11 protein-coding genes are annotated in these 15,436 nt (G+C 58.7%); 4 read left to right on the top strand and 7 right to left on the bottom strand.

The window, feature by feature from the left end:
• Positions 1-83 precede the first annotated feature (83 nt).
• Positions 84-1,010 (top strand): LysR family transcriptional regulator, encoded by a 927-nt coding sequence (locus JWQ61_RS21025; RefSeq protein ID WP_304362231.1) that lies wholly within the window; start codon positions 84-86, stop codon positions 1,008-1,010.
• A 146-nt stretch (positions 1,011-1,156) separates the two neighbouring features.
• On the opposite strand, the gene JWQ61_RS21020 is transcribed toward JWQ61_RS21025, so the two are convergent.
• Positions 1,157-3,427 (bottom strand): carbohydrate-binding protein, encoded by a 2,271-nt coding sequence (locus tag JWQ61_RS21020; protein WP_304362230.1) that lies wholly within the window; start codon positions 3,425-3,427, stop codon positions 1,157-1,159.
• A gap of 49 nt (positions 3,428-3,476) precedes the next feature.
• Entirely contained in the window at positions 3,477-4,730 is a 1,254-nt protein-coding gene (locus JWQ61_RS21015) for an alginate lyase family protein (protein ID WP_304362229.1), read from the bottom strand.
• A 464-nt stretch (positions 4,731-5,194) separates the two neighbouring features.
• Here JWQ61_RS21015 and JWQ61_RS21010 point away from each other — a divergent pair, with 464 nt between their 5' ends.
• Positions 5,195-5,686: an SgcJ/EcaC family oxidoreductase gene (locus JWQ61_RS21010; protein WP_304362232.1), complete on the top strand. Its 492-nt coding sequence runs from the start codon at positions 5,195-5,197 to the stop codon at positions 5,684-5,686.
• Between the two features lie 33 nt (positions 5,687-5,719).
• Here the strand turns inward: JWQ61_RS21010 and JWQ61_RS21005 are convergent, their stop codons facing one another.
• Both JWQ61_RS21005 and JWQ61_RS21000 read right to left on the bottom strand, forming a co-directional pair.
• Positions 5,720-6,004: a hypothetical protein gene (locus JWQ61_RS21005; RefSeq protein WP_304362228.1), complete on the bottom strand. Its 285-nt coding sequence runs from the start codon at positions 6,002-6,004 to the stop codon at positions 5,720-5,722.
• Between the two features lie 256 nt (positions 6,005-6,260).
• The gene (locus JWQ61_RS21000; protein ID WP_304362227.1) at positions 6,261-7,889 is read right to left on the bottom strand and encodes a hypothetical protein; all 1,629 of its coding nucleotides are present in this window, start codon (positions 7,887-7,889) and stop codon (positions 6,261-6,263) included.
• A gap of 64 nt (positions 7,890-7,953) precedes the next feature.
• Here JWQ61_RS21000 and JWQ61_RS20995 point away from each other — a divergent pair, with 64 nt between their 5' ends.
• A complete protein-coding gene (locus tag JWQ61_RS20995) occupies positions 7,954-8,268 on the top strand; it encodes a hypothetical protein (protein WP_304362226.1) in 315 nt (104 codons plus the stop codon).
• A gap of 423 nt (positions 8,269-8,691) precedes the next feature.
• Positions 8,692-10,869 carry a DUF4157 domain-containing protein gene (locus JWQ61_RS20990; protein ID WP_304362225.1) on the top strand — a complete coding sequence of 726 codons (2,178 nt, stop codon included), beginning with the start codon at positions 8,692-8,694 and terminating at the stop codon, positions 10,867-10,869.
• Positions 10,870-11,064: 195 nt separating this feature from the next.
• On the opposite strand, the gene JWQ61_RS20985 is transcribed toward JWQ61_RS20990, so the two are convergent.
• The 3 genes from JWQ61_RS20985 to JWQ61_RS20975 form a co-directional block, all read right to left on the bottom strand.
• A complete protein-coding gene (locus tag JWQ61_RS20985; protein ID WP_304362224.1) occupies positions 11,065-12,213 on the bottom strand; it encodes a hypothetical protein in 1,149 nt (382 codons plus the stop codon).
• Positions 12,214-12,233: 20 nt separating this feature from the next.
• Positions 12,234-14,660 carry a pilus assembly protein TadG-related protein gene (locus tag JWQ61_RS20980; protein ID WP_304362223.1) on the bottom strand — a complete coding sequence of 809 codons (2,427 nt, stop codon included), beginning with the start codon at positions 14,658-14,660 and terminating at the stop codon, positions 12,234-12,236.
• 261 nt (positions 14,661-14,921) lie between these two features.
• Positions 14,922-15,356, bottom strand: a complete 435-nt coding sequence (locus JWQ61_RS20975) for a YeeE/YedE family protein (protein ID WP_304362222.1) — start codon at positions 15,354-15,356, stop codon at positions 14,922-14,924.
• Positions 15,357-15,436: the final 80 nt, after the last annotated feature.

The following is a 15,436-nucleotide window of genomic DNA, read 5'->3' as shown; positions in this document are numbered from 1 at the left end:
GTTGATGAATGAAGCAAATTCTAGCTGCGGGGCGATTTCTATGATATTACAAAGATACGATAATCTCTGTAAGAAAACATGACATGTCGGATTTTACCTTGCACGACCTGCAGTGCTTCGACGCCGTGGTCCGCTCCGGCGGTTTTCAGCCTGCGGCGGCCATGCTGCATCGCTCGCACCCGGCGGTGTTCGCCGCCGTCGCAAAGCTGGAACGGCAACTCGACCTTGCTCTTCTGGATCGCAGCGGCTATCGCGTGCGTCCTACCGAGGCGGGGCTGTCGTTCCATCGCCGGGCACAATCGCTGCTACGCGAACTGGACGGCTTGCGCATCCATGCTGCCCAGCTTTCAATGGGCGAGGAGAGCGAGATCCATGTGGTGATCGGCGATCTGTGCCCGCGCCCGCAGGCGCTGGGGATGCTCGGACGGTTCTTCGCCCAGTGTCCGGGAACGCGCCTGTATCTGCATTTCGAAGCGGTGGGCGGCCCGTGGGAGCGCCTTTTCGATGGCGAAGCAGATTTGATTCTGCACTGGATTGACAAGAGTGACCCGCGCGTTGAATGGGTCGACCTGTGCAAGGTGCCATTCATTCCCGTAGTGGCGCCGGGCTTTCTGCCAGAGCGCATCAAGCGCCCGATCACACCGGACCAGATGCAGGCGTTCACCCAATGCATCATGCGCGACACCGCCCGCCATTCACCGCAACAAGACTACTTCATGATCGAAGGTGCGCCTCAATGCATGGTTGCCGATCAGGGCATGAAGAAGGAAATCATCCTGCAGGGCCTCGGATGGGGCCACATGCCCCGCTTCCTGATTGAGGACGAGCTGCACGACGGACGCCTGCAATCGATTGTCGGCCGCCTTCTGCCAGGCCGTACCGAGGAACTGGTGGTGGCGCGCCGCCGCGACCGGCCCCACGGGCCGATCGCGAACCGATTGTGGGACCATATCCAGCAAGAGGCGCCAAAATTGCGCCGCGCGCTCGAACCTCCGAAACCTGGCAAATAAGTGATCGTTTGAATGGAAACGGCTCCACGCATGGAGCCGTCAATAATTTCAACCACGAATTTCAACCACGACGTCAGGCTGCTAACGCGAAAATCTCGCGCCTTCAGGACCTTGCCGCCGGGCTTGCCAAGGCACGTGCCCGATCCCTACTGCCCAAGCCTGACCACATTGGCCGCCGAGTTCGCGCTATTGCCGTACTGATTGATCACGTGCGTGATTTCACCCACGCCGCCCAGGGACACGGTCGTCATGTTGTGAATCATCGCTCCGTTCAGGCCGGCTGCAGGCACTTCGATGGCGCTGCCGAGCTTTACGCTGTTATTGCTGCTGAAATAACAGTAAATGCCGACGCCCCACGCCTGATGGCTGGTCACCGAATCCGCCACCTTATAGGATGCATAGCCGTTCTTGCTGCCGTTCATCCAGCTGCTTTGGTTCGGCACATCGTAAGGCAGCTCGCTCTGGTAAAAGTAGACGCGGCCGCCGTTGCCGTTCCATAAGGTCTGGTATTGATGGAAGTGCTCGACAAACAAGCCGTAGATGGTGACGTTGGCGCCGTTGACGATCAGGCCGTTGGTGGTCGTGTTGGTGTTCCAGCCGACGCCGTTGCTGTGGTCGGCGCGCCAAATCCAGAAATGATCGCCGATGACGTCGCTGCTGTTGATTTTGAGGCTGACTGCCGCTTTGCCCACGGTTGCGCCGCCGACCCTGAAGAACAGGTCATGCAGCGACGTCGGGTTCGCTGAATGGCCGGCCGTACTGCCCGATGGCCCGACTTCCAGCAGGATCGGCGAACTCACCGCACCGGCATCGAACAATATGCCGGCAACCTTGACGCCATCGACATCGGCTACCGACATCGCCACCACGCCGTTGTCCGGCGTCAGCGTGGCAAGGCCCAGGCCCAGTACGACCGTGTTGGCGCGGGTCACGCGCAGCGTATCGTTGAGGTGGTAGACGCCGGGAGTCAGTATCAGGTTCTTGCCCTGGCTGAGCGCGGCGTTGATGGTTGCTGCTGTATCGGTACCCTCCTTCGCCACATAAAACTCGCTGATGGCGATCGACTGGCCTGGCGCCGCTGCATTGGCCCAGGTAGTGCCGTGGCCGTTGCTGCCGAGTGCCGGGACAAAAACGCTGTATTTGCCGCTGGCGTCGATCGTCAGGAACGGTTTTTCCCGGACCACGGGAGTCGTCGCCAGGATCGTATCGGGCGGGTTCGGCCAGGTGACGCCGCCGGGTGCGCCGTCAACGCCGGCAAACACCATGTTCCAGTTGGAGCCGCTCCAGCTGCCGATTTGCGAATTCCGGGTGAACCATTGCTGCTGGCCGCCGGACTGGACCTGGCCGTCGATCTTGGAATCGGCCAGGAAACCGCCGCTGGACCAGCCGCCGTCATCCAGCGCCAGGTTGCCGCGGATATGCATGCGGCGCAAAGGTGAACCCTGGGATACTGCCCAGCGGTCCAGGCCGCCGGAAGGATTGACCGCCATGTTTTCAGCGCCGCGCCAGAAATTCTGCGTTGCATTGCCCTGGAACCAGTCGGCTTCGGCATGCACCGCGCCGGTGATGTTGACATCGTCCGGCGAGCTGCCGAGGCCCAGCACCTGGGTGTAGAAACCGACATTCACGTCGACGCTGTATGAACCAGGCTTGAACAAGAGCGCATAGCGCGCGGCGCCGAACTGGTTGCTCTGCTGCTGGTTGAAGACCGTGTTCAACCTCCCCTGGATAGTCGAGCTCGACATGGTCGGATCGAAGATCAGCACATTGGGGCCGAAATCCGGCGCCGCGGCAGCGCTGCCTATCGAGAACCAGTTGAAATTGCCGACCGCCCCGCCGCTGCCCACGCTATCCATGAACAGCTGGACGACGTGCTGGCCCGCGCTCAGGCTGATCGTGGCCGACACCGTTTGCCAGTTCTGCCAGCCCTGGGTATCCGGGACCGTGAGTTTGGGTGTCGCAGATATGCCATCCACATTGAAATGGAAACTGCCGCCCTGCCCCAGGCTGGCGACCCGCACCTGCGCCGTATAGCTGCCGGCAGTCGTTACATTGACTGTGTAGTTGAGCCACTCGCCGGCGGTAGTCCAGCCGACATCGTAACCGGCGCCGGTATCGGTGGAGGCTTCGATCGCCACGCCTTCGGCGCTGCGGTACTGGCCGCCCTGGTTGGTGTTGGCGGCGTTGAAGTAGCCGACGTTCTGTCCGCCAGTGTCGAAGTTTTCAGCCTGGACGGTGCCCGGCAGTTGCCATGCCGTTCCACCGTAGGGAGAACCGGCAGCGGCTGCGAGTTTTGCGCTGCTGGCGACTGAACTCGATGCGGATGTGGCGCCGTCGCCGCAGGCGCTCAGGATGCACAGGCTGGCAAGGGCCAGCGCAACGCTTTTGAATAAATATGTAGCGGAGGCATTTTCCAAAATATTCTCCAGTAAGGTTTGCTTCGGTATCGGGATGTTGCGGATGGATTTATTTGCTTGCCGGGCTGCCGCCGTGGGTCAGCGTTTCCAGGATCACGTCATGCTCATCGTTAGGATTCGCATGCGGACGGACATCGTTGACCAGGTGCTTCAATGTCTGCGGCAGCGCAACGCCCAGGCGGTTGTGATAGGCGTTGTATGCGCGTTCCATGGTGCCTTTCAGCACCGGGATATAACTGCCGTCGCACAAGCCCGGAAAACCTGCAGGTACGTTGACAGTGTTTGTTTGCGAGGTGTTGCGCACGCCTTGCAGCGAGCGCGCGAGGTATTCCAGGGATGTGGTCAGGCGCGCCTGCATCGGGGTGTACAGGTCCGTGCCCTGGACATAGGCGGTTTCTGCAGCATTGAAGACGGCGGCCAGGCCCAGCTGCACGTGCTGGGTGTCGCGACAAGTCTCTTGCGATACGCCGCTGGTGGCCGTGTTGAACACCGTTTGGCCGTTCCAGTCGTGCGGGCTGCCGCTGAATTTCACAGGCGCGCCGCCATCCGCGGCATGGTTGTAAAAGTAAGCCGGCACCCATTTCTTCCACATGGAAACCGCCGACGCGAAAAGCGCCTTGTCTTCGGTGAACACGGCAATGCCGAACATGCCGTCGATCATGCTCAGTTCCCAATTGCCGTTCTTGCCGGCGCCCTGGGTATTGTTGATATACGGCAGGTACTGGGTCGACAGCATTTTTTTAAATGCCGTGACGTCGGAGGCTGCCCAGCCGGTATAGGTGTAACGGATGATTTCCGCTGCCGCCGGCCATTTTTCCGCAGTCCATGCGGATTGCAGCGGCGCATTGGAATTGGTGTGCCCGCCGGTCAGGTTGCGGGCATAGGCGTTCATGATGGCGATTGCATTCTTGGCATAAGTCGCATTGCCGGAAATGAACCACAACAGCGCCTGCGTATAGGCCGCGGCGGCATCGCTGTCCTCGGCCGAACAGCCGTGGTCCGGGACCGAGCCGGAACCGCATTCGATCAGATGGTTGGACGGCGGCCCTTCCACCCTGTAACTCAAGGACCCCAGCCGGCTGTTTTTGGCTGCTTCATAAGCCGAAAGAAAAGGCTCGGCGCCGGCATTGACCCGGCCTTTTATGTAGTTAAGGCGCGCGATGTCGACCAGCACGCCGGGATGTTTAAAAGTGGTCAGGCTGGTGGCGCTGGTTCCTGCTGCATCGGCCTGTTCGGCGCCGTGCGCCGAGAGCGCCATGCATGCAAGGCCGATGGCGAGACCTTTTATCATCTTCGATTTCACTTGATTCTCCTGGATAGATTGGGATGGCTGGCCTGCTGTCGGCGCGGTTTGCGGTGGCCATGCTTAAACGCATTGCAAGCCCCGTTTTTTTATCGCGCCGGTTTAATCTATCCTCGGTATTTCCATGTGGAAACACTTGTCTGATGACTGTAGGAGTTGTGAAAAATGCTGTCAACCTGTATCTGAGTGGTATTGGAAGATAGGCGCTGCGGTCCTGTTCCGGTATCTCGGATGTGCGCACAAGCCATTGTTTACATTAATTTTTCCGCAAGTCATCTGACCTGTTGTTTTTACAAGTGGACTTGCTGCTGTTGGCGAGGATTGCTGCCCGTTCATGCCTTCAAATCAAAAACGTGCAGCCGGCATGCATCTGTTTCACACCAAAATATTTCCACATGGCATTATTCGCCTCGACTCCAAGCCATGCCGAAGGCTGGCAATTTCTCTTACTCAATAGGAAAACCATGGAAATAAGCCGCACAGTCCTGTCAGCAGCCATTGCTTTTGCAATCACCGGCTGCGCCGTGAGCCCAGACGGAACTGAAGCTCCGGGACCGCAAAACACGCAAGCCTGTGTCGCAACCAGCGAGGCTGATATCGCGTCGTTGTTTGATCGCTGGAACAGTTCGCTACAGACCGGCAACCCGCGCGAGGTCGCCGCAAATTATGCGGAAAACTCCGTATTGCTTGCCACCCTGTCAAACAAGCCGCGTGTCACCCGCGAAGAGCAGATCGATTATTTTGAGCATTTCCTGGTGAATAAACCGAGCGGGAAAATCAATTCGCGCACCATCAAGATCGATTGCAATACCGCCATCGATATCGGCTTGTATACGTTCACGCTAGGGAAAACGGGGCAAGAAGTGAAAGCCCGCTATACGTTCACCTACAAATGGGACGGCAGGCAATGGCTGATCACGACCCAGCATTCGTCATTCATGCCAGAGAAGGAATAGCCCGGGATGTGGAGGCTGGGTGTTGAGGCTTGCTCAGACTTGATGAATCACAATCAGCGAAGCGGCATAGGCCAGGGTCTTCCTGTAATTCGGCAAGCTGCTGTGCGTGTGGTTCGCCAAGGTGGTGAGCTGTTCCTTGAACGTCAGCAGGTTAACTTCAGGATCGCCCGGCTTGCTAAGAATGAGATAGCGGCATGCGTCGTGGATGACAACAAGGATAGCGAGGTCGACACTTTCGCCGTAGAGAGACAGTGCTGCCAGTGTTTGAATTTTATCGATGCATTCCTCGATAAAACAATTTTCGATGTGAACATCCATCAGGTACTCCAGGAACAGGATTGCGGAAAAGGTTCTAAAAAATCAATCTTAGAGACTGAGACACCGCATGTCTATTGACGTTCCTGGGATTTCACAAGAGTTTTCAAATTCAATGCCAGTAGGAAATATTCCATATTCCTTTGATAGACGGCCAGTCGCCCGCCTGAAGTTGCGTTCGCCGCAATCCTCGCATTCTTTCGGGAACTATCGAGGGGCCTGGCAAACAGTTCCAGGCCCATCCTTTCCTGTTAAGGCTTCAGGGTGCGATCCTGCTGATACGCGTGGCCCAGTTGGTCAGGGCGACGCGGCTGCCGTTGCAGCTGAACTGCGCTACCGGATCGGCGAGACTGGTATATTGCGCCAGCGTGCAGCCATGTGCAATGTATTCGGCGCCTAACCAGATATCGTTGCCGTCGACTGCCGCCGCACCGTAATCGCCCCACCGGCTGCGCGGCGTACCGAAGGCGTTATAGGCGCCGAATTCGTCATCAGGTCCGAGTCCGCTTGCAATGATCTTGACCGTTTCGCCCCTGTGTCCCCGGTCACGGCTGAAATGAATATAGCCGGCACTCGGGTAGTGATCCGCGCCGGCGACGGTAAAGCCGATCACGCCTTTGCCGTTAGGCAGGGCCGCTATGGCCGGCCGCGTAACGCTGTTGCCGGCAAGCGCCACCTGGCCCTGCCTGGTCACGGATGCGCCAACTTGGCTGGCCGAGACGGCAGGATTGAGCACGTAGTAGGCAATGCCGGTCTGTTCCTGGCCGGCGACATTGACAACGGTATCGAGCGCACCATATAGGCGGTCGCCGGTGAAAAACACTTGCTGCATGCGCGAATCGTTCGGATCCAGGTCCGCCAGCGTTTCCGGGACTGCCGGCAGGACAGTAGTCAGGTAATTCCAGCAGCCGACGCCGGCCGGCGTCACCATGCTACGGTCGTTCAGACAGTCTCGCAAGGGCGCACTGCCCGCTTTCTGCGGAATCGCAGGCGGCACGCCATAGCTGTCGACGCTGACCACATTGTGCAGGAGCGTCAGCGCAGGAGCCGCGTCGTTCAGCGACCTGGTATTGCCGACTGCCCATACCCGCAGGCGATTGTCGTTTCCGGAATTGGAAAATACCGCAACTGAGCTCAGCAGGTATTCGGTGCCGCGGTTGCTCCGTTCAAAGTCGCCGGCTGGCGAGACTGCTGGCCATACCGTGAATCCCGGATTGCCTTCAAGCAGATAGTCGGCCGTATCCAGCTGCACCACCTGTATCGAGGCGCTGCCGCTGATCAGCGCTTTTTTCGATATGGCATATATCTGCGCGCTGTTGAAGCCGCCGGAAAACGGGAATTCATTGGTTGTCAGGTAGATACCATGGGCGTCTGCGCCGATATGCGGATAATCGCCCAGGCATGGGCAATTTGCATGCTGGGGCGTACCTTGCGTACCGTCATCCTGCACGGCGATCTTGTATACGGTCCAGCTCCCGAGCGGATCAGCGGACGAGCTGACCGCAAGGTCGAGATGGTTCGTGCCCGTTTGCGCACCGGTGGCAGGATCGGTGTCCAGCGTCAGCACCAGGTGAAACCAGCGTCTTGCATCCGGATCGAAATAACAGGCCGGGTCGGTAATCGAGGGGCCAAAGACACGTGGCGTGGCCTGGCGGTTGATTGCCGGCGTATAGCCGTAAAACGCATTGAGCGCAATATCGCCGCTCAATGCGACGCCTTTGCGGTTGTAGACCTTCATGACGTCATTCAGCGATTCCATGACATAACCGTTGCCGGCGCAGAGTCCCTGGTCCGGCGGTTCTATGGAAAATTGGTTGCCGTTGCTTGCCAGCCGCTGGTTGCGTGAATTTTCGCCGTCAAAACTGACTTGCACCCGACGGTCGGGCATATCTCTGCCGACTGCTTCGGTCCACTGTCCTTTGCCCTGTGTCCTGGCGATACTGCGGTTTATCTTGAACTTCGCCACCCGCGCCAGCACGCCGGTGGTGCTTTGCGTCCCGCTTTTACCGGTTAGCCCTGCCGTACCCGCGGCGGTGGGACCGTCAGCAAGATCTGGGGCGTTCGAAAATACCGGTGAGATTTCAGGCGAGGACAATCCATCGACACCGACGGTGGTGGCAGGAATCTTGACGGTGCCGCTGCTGGGTATTTGCCTGGTGACGGTGGCGCCGAAGGCCAGGCTTGAAGTAAAACAGGCGAAGCTGAGAATTAACGCTAATCCACTAAAATTCCGATTCATTTTCTTCTCCAAAAACGATCATTTTTGAGCCCTTTTCAGGGGAAAGAAAAAACCTGGTTTGCAGACCGCAATGCAGCAGCCAAAAGATGATCTGTAAAATTCTGTGGCGTGCTTGTCGAATCAAGATCCACTCGGCCTGGGGAAGGCCGGCGTTGAATGATGAAGGGCTAAATTTGCCCTGCGGAAATTATATATATATTCTCCGCGACGCAGCATATATTTAGCCATGTCAAAAAAGCAAGGTGGGCGGAACAGCTGGATACGGCAAGCAGCAGCCTATCTTTCGACGATTGGGCCATAACCGCCGGCTTCCAAGTTCTTCAGCAATTGTTTTGAACTGGCGGCTATACTTGCCAGGAATCAAGGCTGCCTGGACATTGCTTTGCAGGCAGGGCCGCCAGCTTCGCAAATCCCGCGCTGACAGGCAATGGGCAGACAGACGATGACAGGCATGAAAAAAATGAGCGTGATTGTTCCAGCCCTGGCGCCGGAGGTATCGCTGCGCCAGCAGTTGCCGGACCACGCCGAGCCGATGCCGGATAGCGGCAACAATCTGGTCGCGATGGGCGATTTTCACTATGCTGGCAGTCCCCTGCAACGGCGCGCAATGGATACGCCAGCTTCGCCGGAGCCGGTGGCCGGCCCGGCTGCATACCGCGCCGGGACCAATCGCACCGGCTTGCCCGACCAGTTAAAACAGGGAATCGAATCGCTGTCCGGCTTCAGCCTTGACAGCGTTAAGGTCCATTACAACTCGGCCCGGCCGGCGCAGCTGATGGCACATGCGTATGCGCAAGGCAGCCAGATCCACCTGGCGCCGGGACAGCAATCGCACCTGGCGCATGAAGCCTGGCATCTGGTGCAGCAGGCGCAAGGCCGGGTGGCGCCGACGACCGAGGCCGACGGCGTCGCGATCAACGACGATGCCGCCCTCGAACAGGAAGCCGACGTGATGGGCCGCAAGGCTGCCGGGTTCAGGCAAAGTCCCGCAACGGAGGCTCCCGGGGCGCTGACGCCGATCGGCAGCGTCTTAAGCCATAACACTGCCGGCATCGCCCAGCTTGGCAAAAAGAGAAAGAAAAAAGAAAGCCTTTTTGAAAAATTGCGCAGGTCGCGCTTGAGAAACAGGCTCAAGAAAGCCACTCCCAAGAGCGGACGGCGCATCTTCCGCAGGCAGGCCAAGGACAACTACGGTTACAAGAATGCGGATATTGCCAGGCTGGTTGCCAGCGATCCCGACGCCAGCACCGCCTTGACGCTGTTTAATCCCGCCCTCAATCCGGGCATCAACCCGGCCTATTCGCAAATCGGCATCGGCGATACCAAAGGCTACTATCGCAAGGGATTCGGCAACCAGCCTTTTCTGTACCTCGATTCCAAGGCCTACGACGACAAGCAGATTCCCAGCAATTACGATGACGTCATTGCCCACTTTAAAGGCAACGACGCTGAAGTAGCCTTTGAGATACTAAGCGCGATCGAATCCGGAGAAAGCAGCGGGAAAGACCAGAAAGCCCAGGCCAAGTCCCTGTTTCTTCTGTTAACCCAATTCATCGAAGCGCACAGTTCGCGCGTCCCCGGTTCCGACAAGCTTGCGCGCGCCTTGTTGCGGCGCATTGCCCTTGGCCAGCTGACTTTCCAGCAAGCCTTCAACCGCAAGAACGGCCTGTTCGTTTCGGCCTGGGCGAAAAAAGGCGGCGCTCCGCAGGGTGGGCAAGTGGCCGGCCGCGCCCTGTTTGGTTTCAGCAAGGACACCGACAGATACGATCTCGACAAGCTGGAAGCCTATCTCGGCGACAAGCGGGTGAATGATTTGCTGGAAACCATAGACGGTTATTACAGCGACGAGAGCGACACCGAGGACGACGATGAAGATCTGGCGCCAAGCATCGACGATAATGACAGCGTGTCCCTGGAACAGATCAATGCGGCGCTGGCGACCTTGCAGATTTCGGAGCGCATCAGCAACATCAACCAGCAGGTACTGCTGCCCGGCATCGGCGCCCTGGTCAAGAAGCAGAGCTTGAAACTCCTGTTGCAGAACCATCCGGATAAAGAAGGCGGCAGCGAGGATGCGTTCCAGCGCATCGTGAACGCACGCAATCTTCTGGAGGACCTGATTTCCCAGTTTTCAAACCAGGGCTTTATCGATCTCAATCAGCGCAACCTGGATATCTATCTGCAAAACGATGGCCTGGCGGCGCAAACCGTAGCCGGCGACGGCAATTGCTTTTATGCCGCGGTGCTTGACCAGATCCAGTATCTGGACGGCGTCAACGCCAATTCGGCGACACTGAGGCAGCGTGTGGCGCAGCTGATACTCGACAATGCAGCCCATTTCCAGGTATTCGTCACCGGCAACCAGCTCAACCGTATCGTCGACGACATCCTGACCAGCCGCAGCTGGCGCAACGTCGGCGGAGATTTTGCTCCGCAACTGATGGCTACCGTCCTGCAGCGGCCGGTGCAGATCATCCAGCCGTCCGGACCGCTGGTGATCGATCCGATAGCCGGGCTGGTGCTGAATCAGAACAATACTTTCATCACCCGCAACCAGCAGATCAACCTGGTCTATGACGGCAATGCCCACTACGATTCGACCCGCAGCACCCGGCAGCAGCTGCAATAGCTGACGGCGTATGTGTGCAGCCAAGGAAACGCACTGCCCTCACCTCATCTAAATTTATAGAATATTTTTGTAAGTCATTGAATAAAAAGGCTTTTCAAGTATCTCTTAAACCTAATTAAAATTCATAGAATTCATATGTAACACATTGAATATTAATGACTTTTTTAAAACCGTCACTACTTTCCAAACCCTGCTTTACGGAGCGACAAACCGCCAGGCCGGATTATCGAACATGGAAATCGTACGCGCGCGCACCGTGCCGGACGGGCACAGTTCATCCTGGGTGTATTGCGTCAGCCGGATCGAGTTCGGCACTTTTGCCTTGCAGATGATGCCGACATATTCGGGCTCGATGGTCGCCGCCTTGAACACAAAGCTTTCCTTGTATTCATCGGTGGGTTTGAATATTTTTATCAGGTCACCCGGGTTCTTCAGGCTACCGTAGTCAAAACCCATCCCCTGCGACACCAGCGTCGATACTTGCGCCGGGTTGATGCCCACCTTGTCGACCCGGTAATTGCTGCCGAAACCGGAGGCGCCGCCGATCAGCTGCGACAAATTGCCATACTTGCCGTTGTTGAGCACCATGCCGACGTTGTTGCTGGAAGCCAGCGGATTGAGCTCGTCAAACATGCGTTTGATCGCCACCGCTCCCGGCGCCGACCAGGAATTGGTCACCATGGTCAGGCTGCCCAGCGCGGTGGCGTTGCTACCGCCCGCGCCTAGGCCGTCGACCGCGGGTGCGATGCCAAAGCGCTGTTGCAGGAAATCGGTGATGAAATCGCTCAGCCCGATGGCGCCGTTGACCTGCACCCGTTCATAGGGTTTGTCATCCAGCTTCAGGCTGGTCAGCGTGTTGTGAGTGGGGTCGAATCCCATCGGCCCGCCCGGCGCCTTGTCTGAATTGGTGACGACGCTCAAGGCGTTGCCGGAAATAGTGCCGAAGGTGGCGCCCTTCATCGTGCCGGTAAAAAAGCGCGCAGCCGTGCTCATCCAGTCGGGGTGGTCTTGCATCAAGGCGGTGCTGCCCTCGCCTTGCGACTGGCGCGCGCCGCGCGGCGTCAGGTAGACGTTGCGGAATACCTGCGGCGCCAGGTCGCTGTCGCTACTGTAAAGCGCCTGCGTCTCGGCGCCGCCGCCGGACTTATAGGCAGTACGCTCCCAGATCGCGAAGCGCGGAGCTTCAGCGTTGAGCTGCGCCAGTTCGCCGAAACGCCATACCCACTGCAAGCCGAACAGGAACACCATGAACAGGCTGCAGACAATGATGGATTCGACCAGCGCCTGGCCGCGCTGGCGGCGCAGCCTGGGCGATGCGGTGGATCGGGTGGGCAGCATGAGCATGAAGTCTTTCCAGCTAGATATCAGTTGATGATGAAAAACAGAGCTTTCTCAGGGTAGTTCAAGCCTTCCAGCCGGGCGTTCCAGTACGGCAGCATCAGGTTGGCGTGCGAGACGATCTGGCCGCGTGTGGTCCAGCGCTCTACCGGCGCCCGGTAATAAACGCGCGCCTTGCCGATTGCTTTCAGATAATCCTGCTTGAGTTCCGTGTCGTAATCGTGTATCGGCGCGCGTCCGAGGTTGAATTTGCTTTCCGCGCGCAGCGGCGTCTTGTCGACGGTCTGCTGCAGCGCCACCACGAACGATGGTCCAATATCCTTCAAGGCGTTGTCCTGCACTTCCTTGCTGGCCACGAACAGGTTGCTGGCTTCGCGGTCGCCCAGCTGGTAGTTGCCCATGTTGGCGCCGCGCATTTCCCACAGGCCGAAACGCTCCGCCGGCAGGCCCATGTCAGCCGCCACCGCACCGCCCAGGCCGGGTTTCTGGAACAGGGTTTCGGTGCCGCGCGAGGTGCGCATGCTGAGGACATCGATCAGGTCGCCCAGGCCCAAGGCCTTGAGGATGAACTGGAGAAAACCGTTGGGCGCATCCACCGGATCGTCGAACGCCGAGGTGGCGAGAGAAAAACCGCTGCCCAGCATGTTCGAGATGGAGGTGGCGACATTGCCGCCCAGGCTGGACAGCTGCTGGAAGTTCACCGCCTGCTGCGCCATCGCCGTCGCCACCGCCACTTCCCCATCGGCGCTGCCGGGATTGGGCGCATTGAGCGCGGCCCCGGAGGCTGGCATGCCGGCCGGAGCGCCGCCCAGCACGCCGCTCAGGTTACCGGCATTGGCGTCCGGCAGATTGACTGCGGACTGGGAGGAATTGGAGGAATTGACGCCCGCGCCTGCGGCATTGATCACCGGGTCCAGGGTCGCCATGGCGGCGTTGTTGAGCGCCTGGCTAGCGGTGGCGATCTGCGCCTGCCCCTTCATCGCGCGCTCGCCGGCGGATTGGGCGATATTCATGACGCCGCGCTCGTAGTATTTCTTGGCCGCGCCGGCAGACAGCGAGCCGCAGGCGCCGCTTATCCGCGGCGCATAGAGCTCGCCGCTGGGCAGCGTGAAATACACGCAATCGTCGATGCCGGTAGCCTCGCCCCAGAACGATTTCTTCCAGGACGAAGTGTCTTTCACCACGTCCACGAACTTGGCCAGGTCTTCAGGTACTTCCTGGTTCTTGTCCAGGCCCTGGCGTCCCACCTTGGACATCGTCACCGCGCCAGCCATCGGAATGTGGATATTGAACAGGTGCGGATTGATCTCCATGATGTCGATATTGCTCCACGCATAAGTGCCGTCCTGCATCTGGATCATGCGGGTGCCGCCGGTGCGCTCGTAGAGGCACATGATCGGACTGACGATGAGCCCTACCGTGTTCATGAAAGCTTCAATCACCGGGCCGATGACGTCCGCTGCAACGTTGCCTTGCAGCGCCGGGACGATCTGCTCCAGGCCGTTGGCCGAGAGGCCGGTCAGGATGCCGTTGATGCCGCTCAGGTTGCAGCCGTCCACCGCCCACAGGCCGACCGCATTGGGAAACAGGCGGCGGCCGCCCATGGCGCTGGTCAGCTTGATCATGTCCTGCATCATCACCCGGTGCACCAGGTTGAACTCGGCGGTGCCGGTGCTGTCCGGCAGCTTGGTCTTCATCTCGGTGCTGCCCATGAACTTGCGCGGCGGCTGGTGCAGCTTGATCATGCTGCCGAAGTCCACCACGCTCTTGGCGACCTGGTACATGATGGTCTGCGGCACATACTCGGCTTGCGGCGCATTGGCCGTCAGCAGCTCCTTTTGCATCGCGATCATGGCCGAGATGGTGGTGGCCAGGTGCACCTGCTGCGAGGTGAAGATCGCGTAGTTGGTCAGCGAGGTGGTGGCGGTGCCGGCATTGGCCAGCACCTGGCTGGTGACGCGCACGCCATCGACGATCTTTTCCCAGTACTTGCCGAAGGTGGAAACCGCATTGAGCACGCTCGACAGGCCGGCGCCGATGTAGGGAATGAATTTGGTCAGGGCGGCGGTGGCCTTCATCACCTTGGTATTGTTTTTCCAGTACTGGTCCGACATGGTGACGTTCGACCACATTGCCGTCATCTGCCCCACCGCCTGGTAATTGGCGATCATGGCGCGGTTGGTGTAGGCGGTGTAGTTCAGGCCTTCCGCCGCGATATTGGCGGTGCTGTAGGCAATCGCATCGGCGGCGTTGACCAGGCGCCGCTTGTCGCTGGTCACCTGCGCCATGTTATAGACGGAAAATATGCCGACGCACAGCACCGCCAGGAAGAAGATCCCGATCGGCAGTATCGCGCCGCGGCTGTATGTGTGGCTAGGTATGTGGCTAAATACGCGCCGCGGCAAACGGCGGCGGCGTCCGGAGCGAGACCACTTGTTTACGTCAGGTTTCATCGCTTCGGCACCATGTCGACATCCTGATTGGAAAGTAAATTTGCGCGAATGAGCGATGGAACTACCGCTCCTGGCATCACGCGTTAAACACACGCGTTAAAAATCTTTCCGGATAGTAACTACGTTTTGTTACCGGATAATGACGCTGACGAGAACAAGTCTGCGCGCCGGCGTCTGGACACGCAGGCACGTTTTCCGGTCAACATATGGTGGATCGTCGATAGAAAGGACTGCAGAACAGCAGCCCCGTTACTACAGTATTCAATGCGGCGATTTAGTCGCGCGGCGGCGTTTTTCGGCAATCTCGAACACGGCCATGCCCGCCAGCATCGCCGCTACAAACACCAGCGCTTTCGTCTCGCCCATGCCGAGATCAACCAGGCCCGGTCCCGGGCAGATGCCTGCAATCCCCCACCCTGCGCCAAACAAGGCGCTGCCGATCAGCAGGCGGCGATCCACATGGCGTGCGGCGGGCAGCTTCATTTCGGCGCCGATCAACGATCTAGTCCTTCTTTTTGCAAAAGAAAACGCCACGAGCCCTAGTGCAATCGCGCCGGCCATCACGAACGCCAGCGACGGATCCCACGCGCCGCCGAGATCCAGGAAACCAAGCACTTTGGCCGGATTCGCCATGCCGGATACGATCAACCCCAGTCCGAACACCAGGCCGGCAAGCAACGATGTGATGATGGGCATGGATTTTTCCTTATGCGGCGAACAGGTGGCGTATTACGTAGACAGTGACAAAACCGCAGCCCATGAAGACGACGGTGGCC

It is taken from the genome of Collimonas fungivorans, assembly GCF_028292705.1.
GTDB classification, from domain to species: domain Bacteria; phylum Pseudomonadota; class Gammaproteobacteria; order Burkholderiales; family Burkholderiaceae_D; genus Collimonas; species Collimonas fungivorans_B.
The sequence above is the reverse complement of the archived record's forward strand: the minus strand, read 5'-3'. Positions and strand labels throughout refer to the sequence as shown.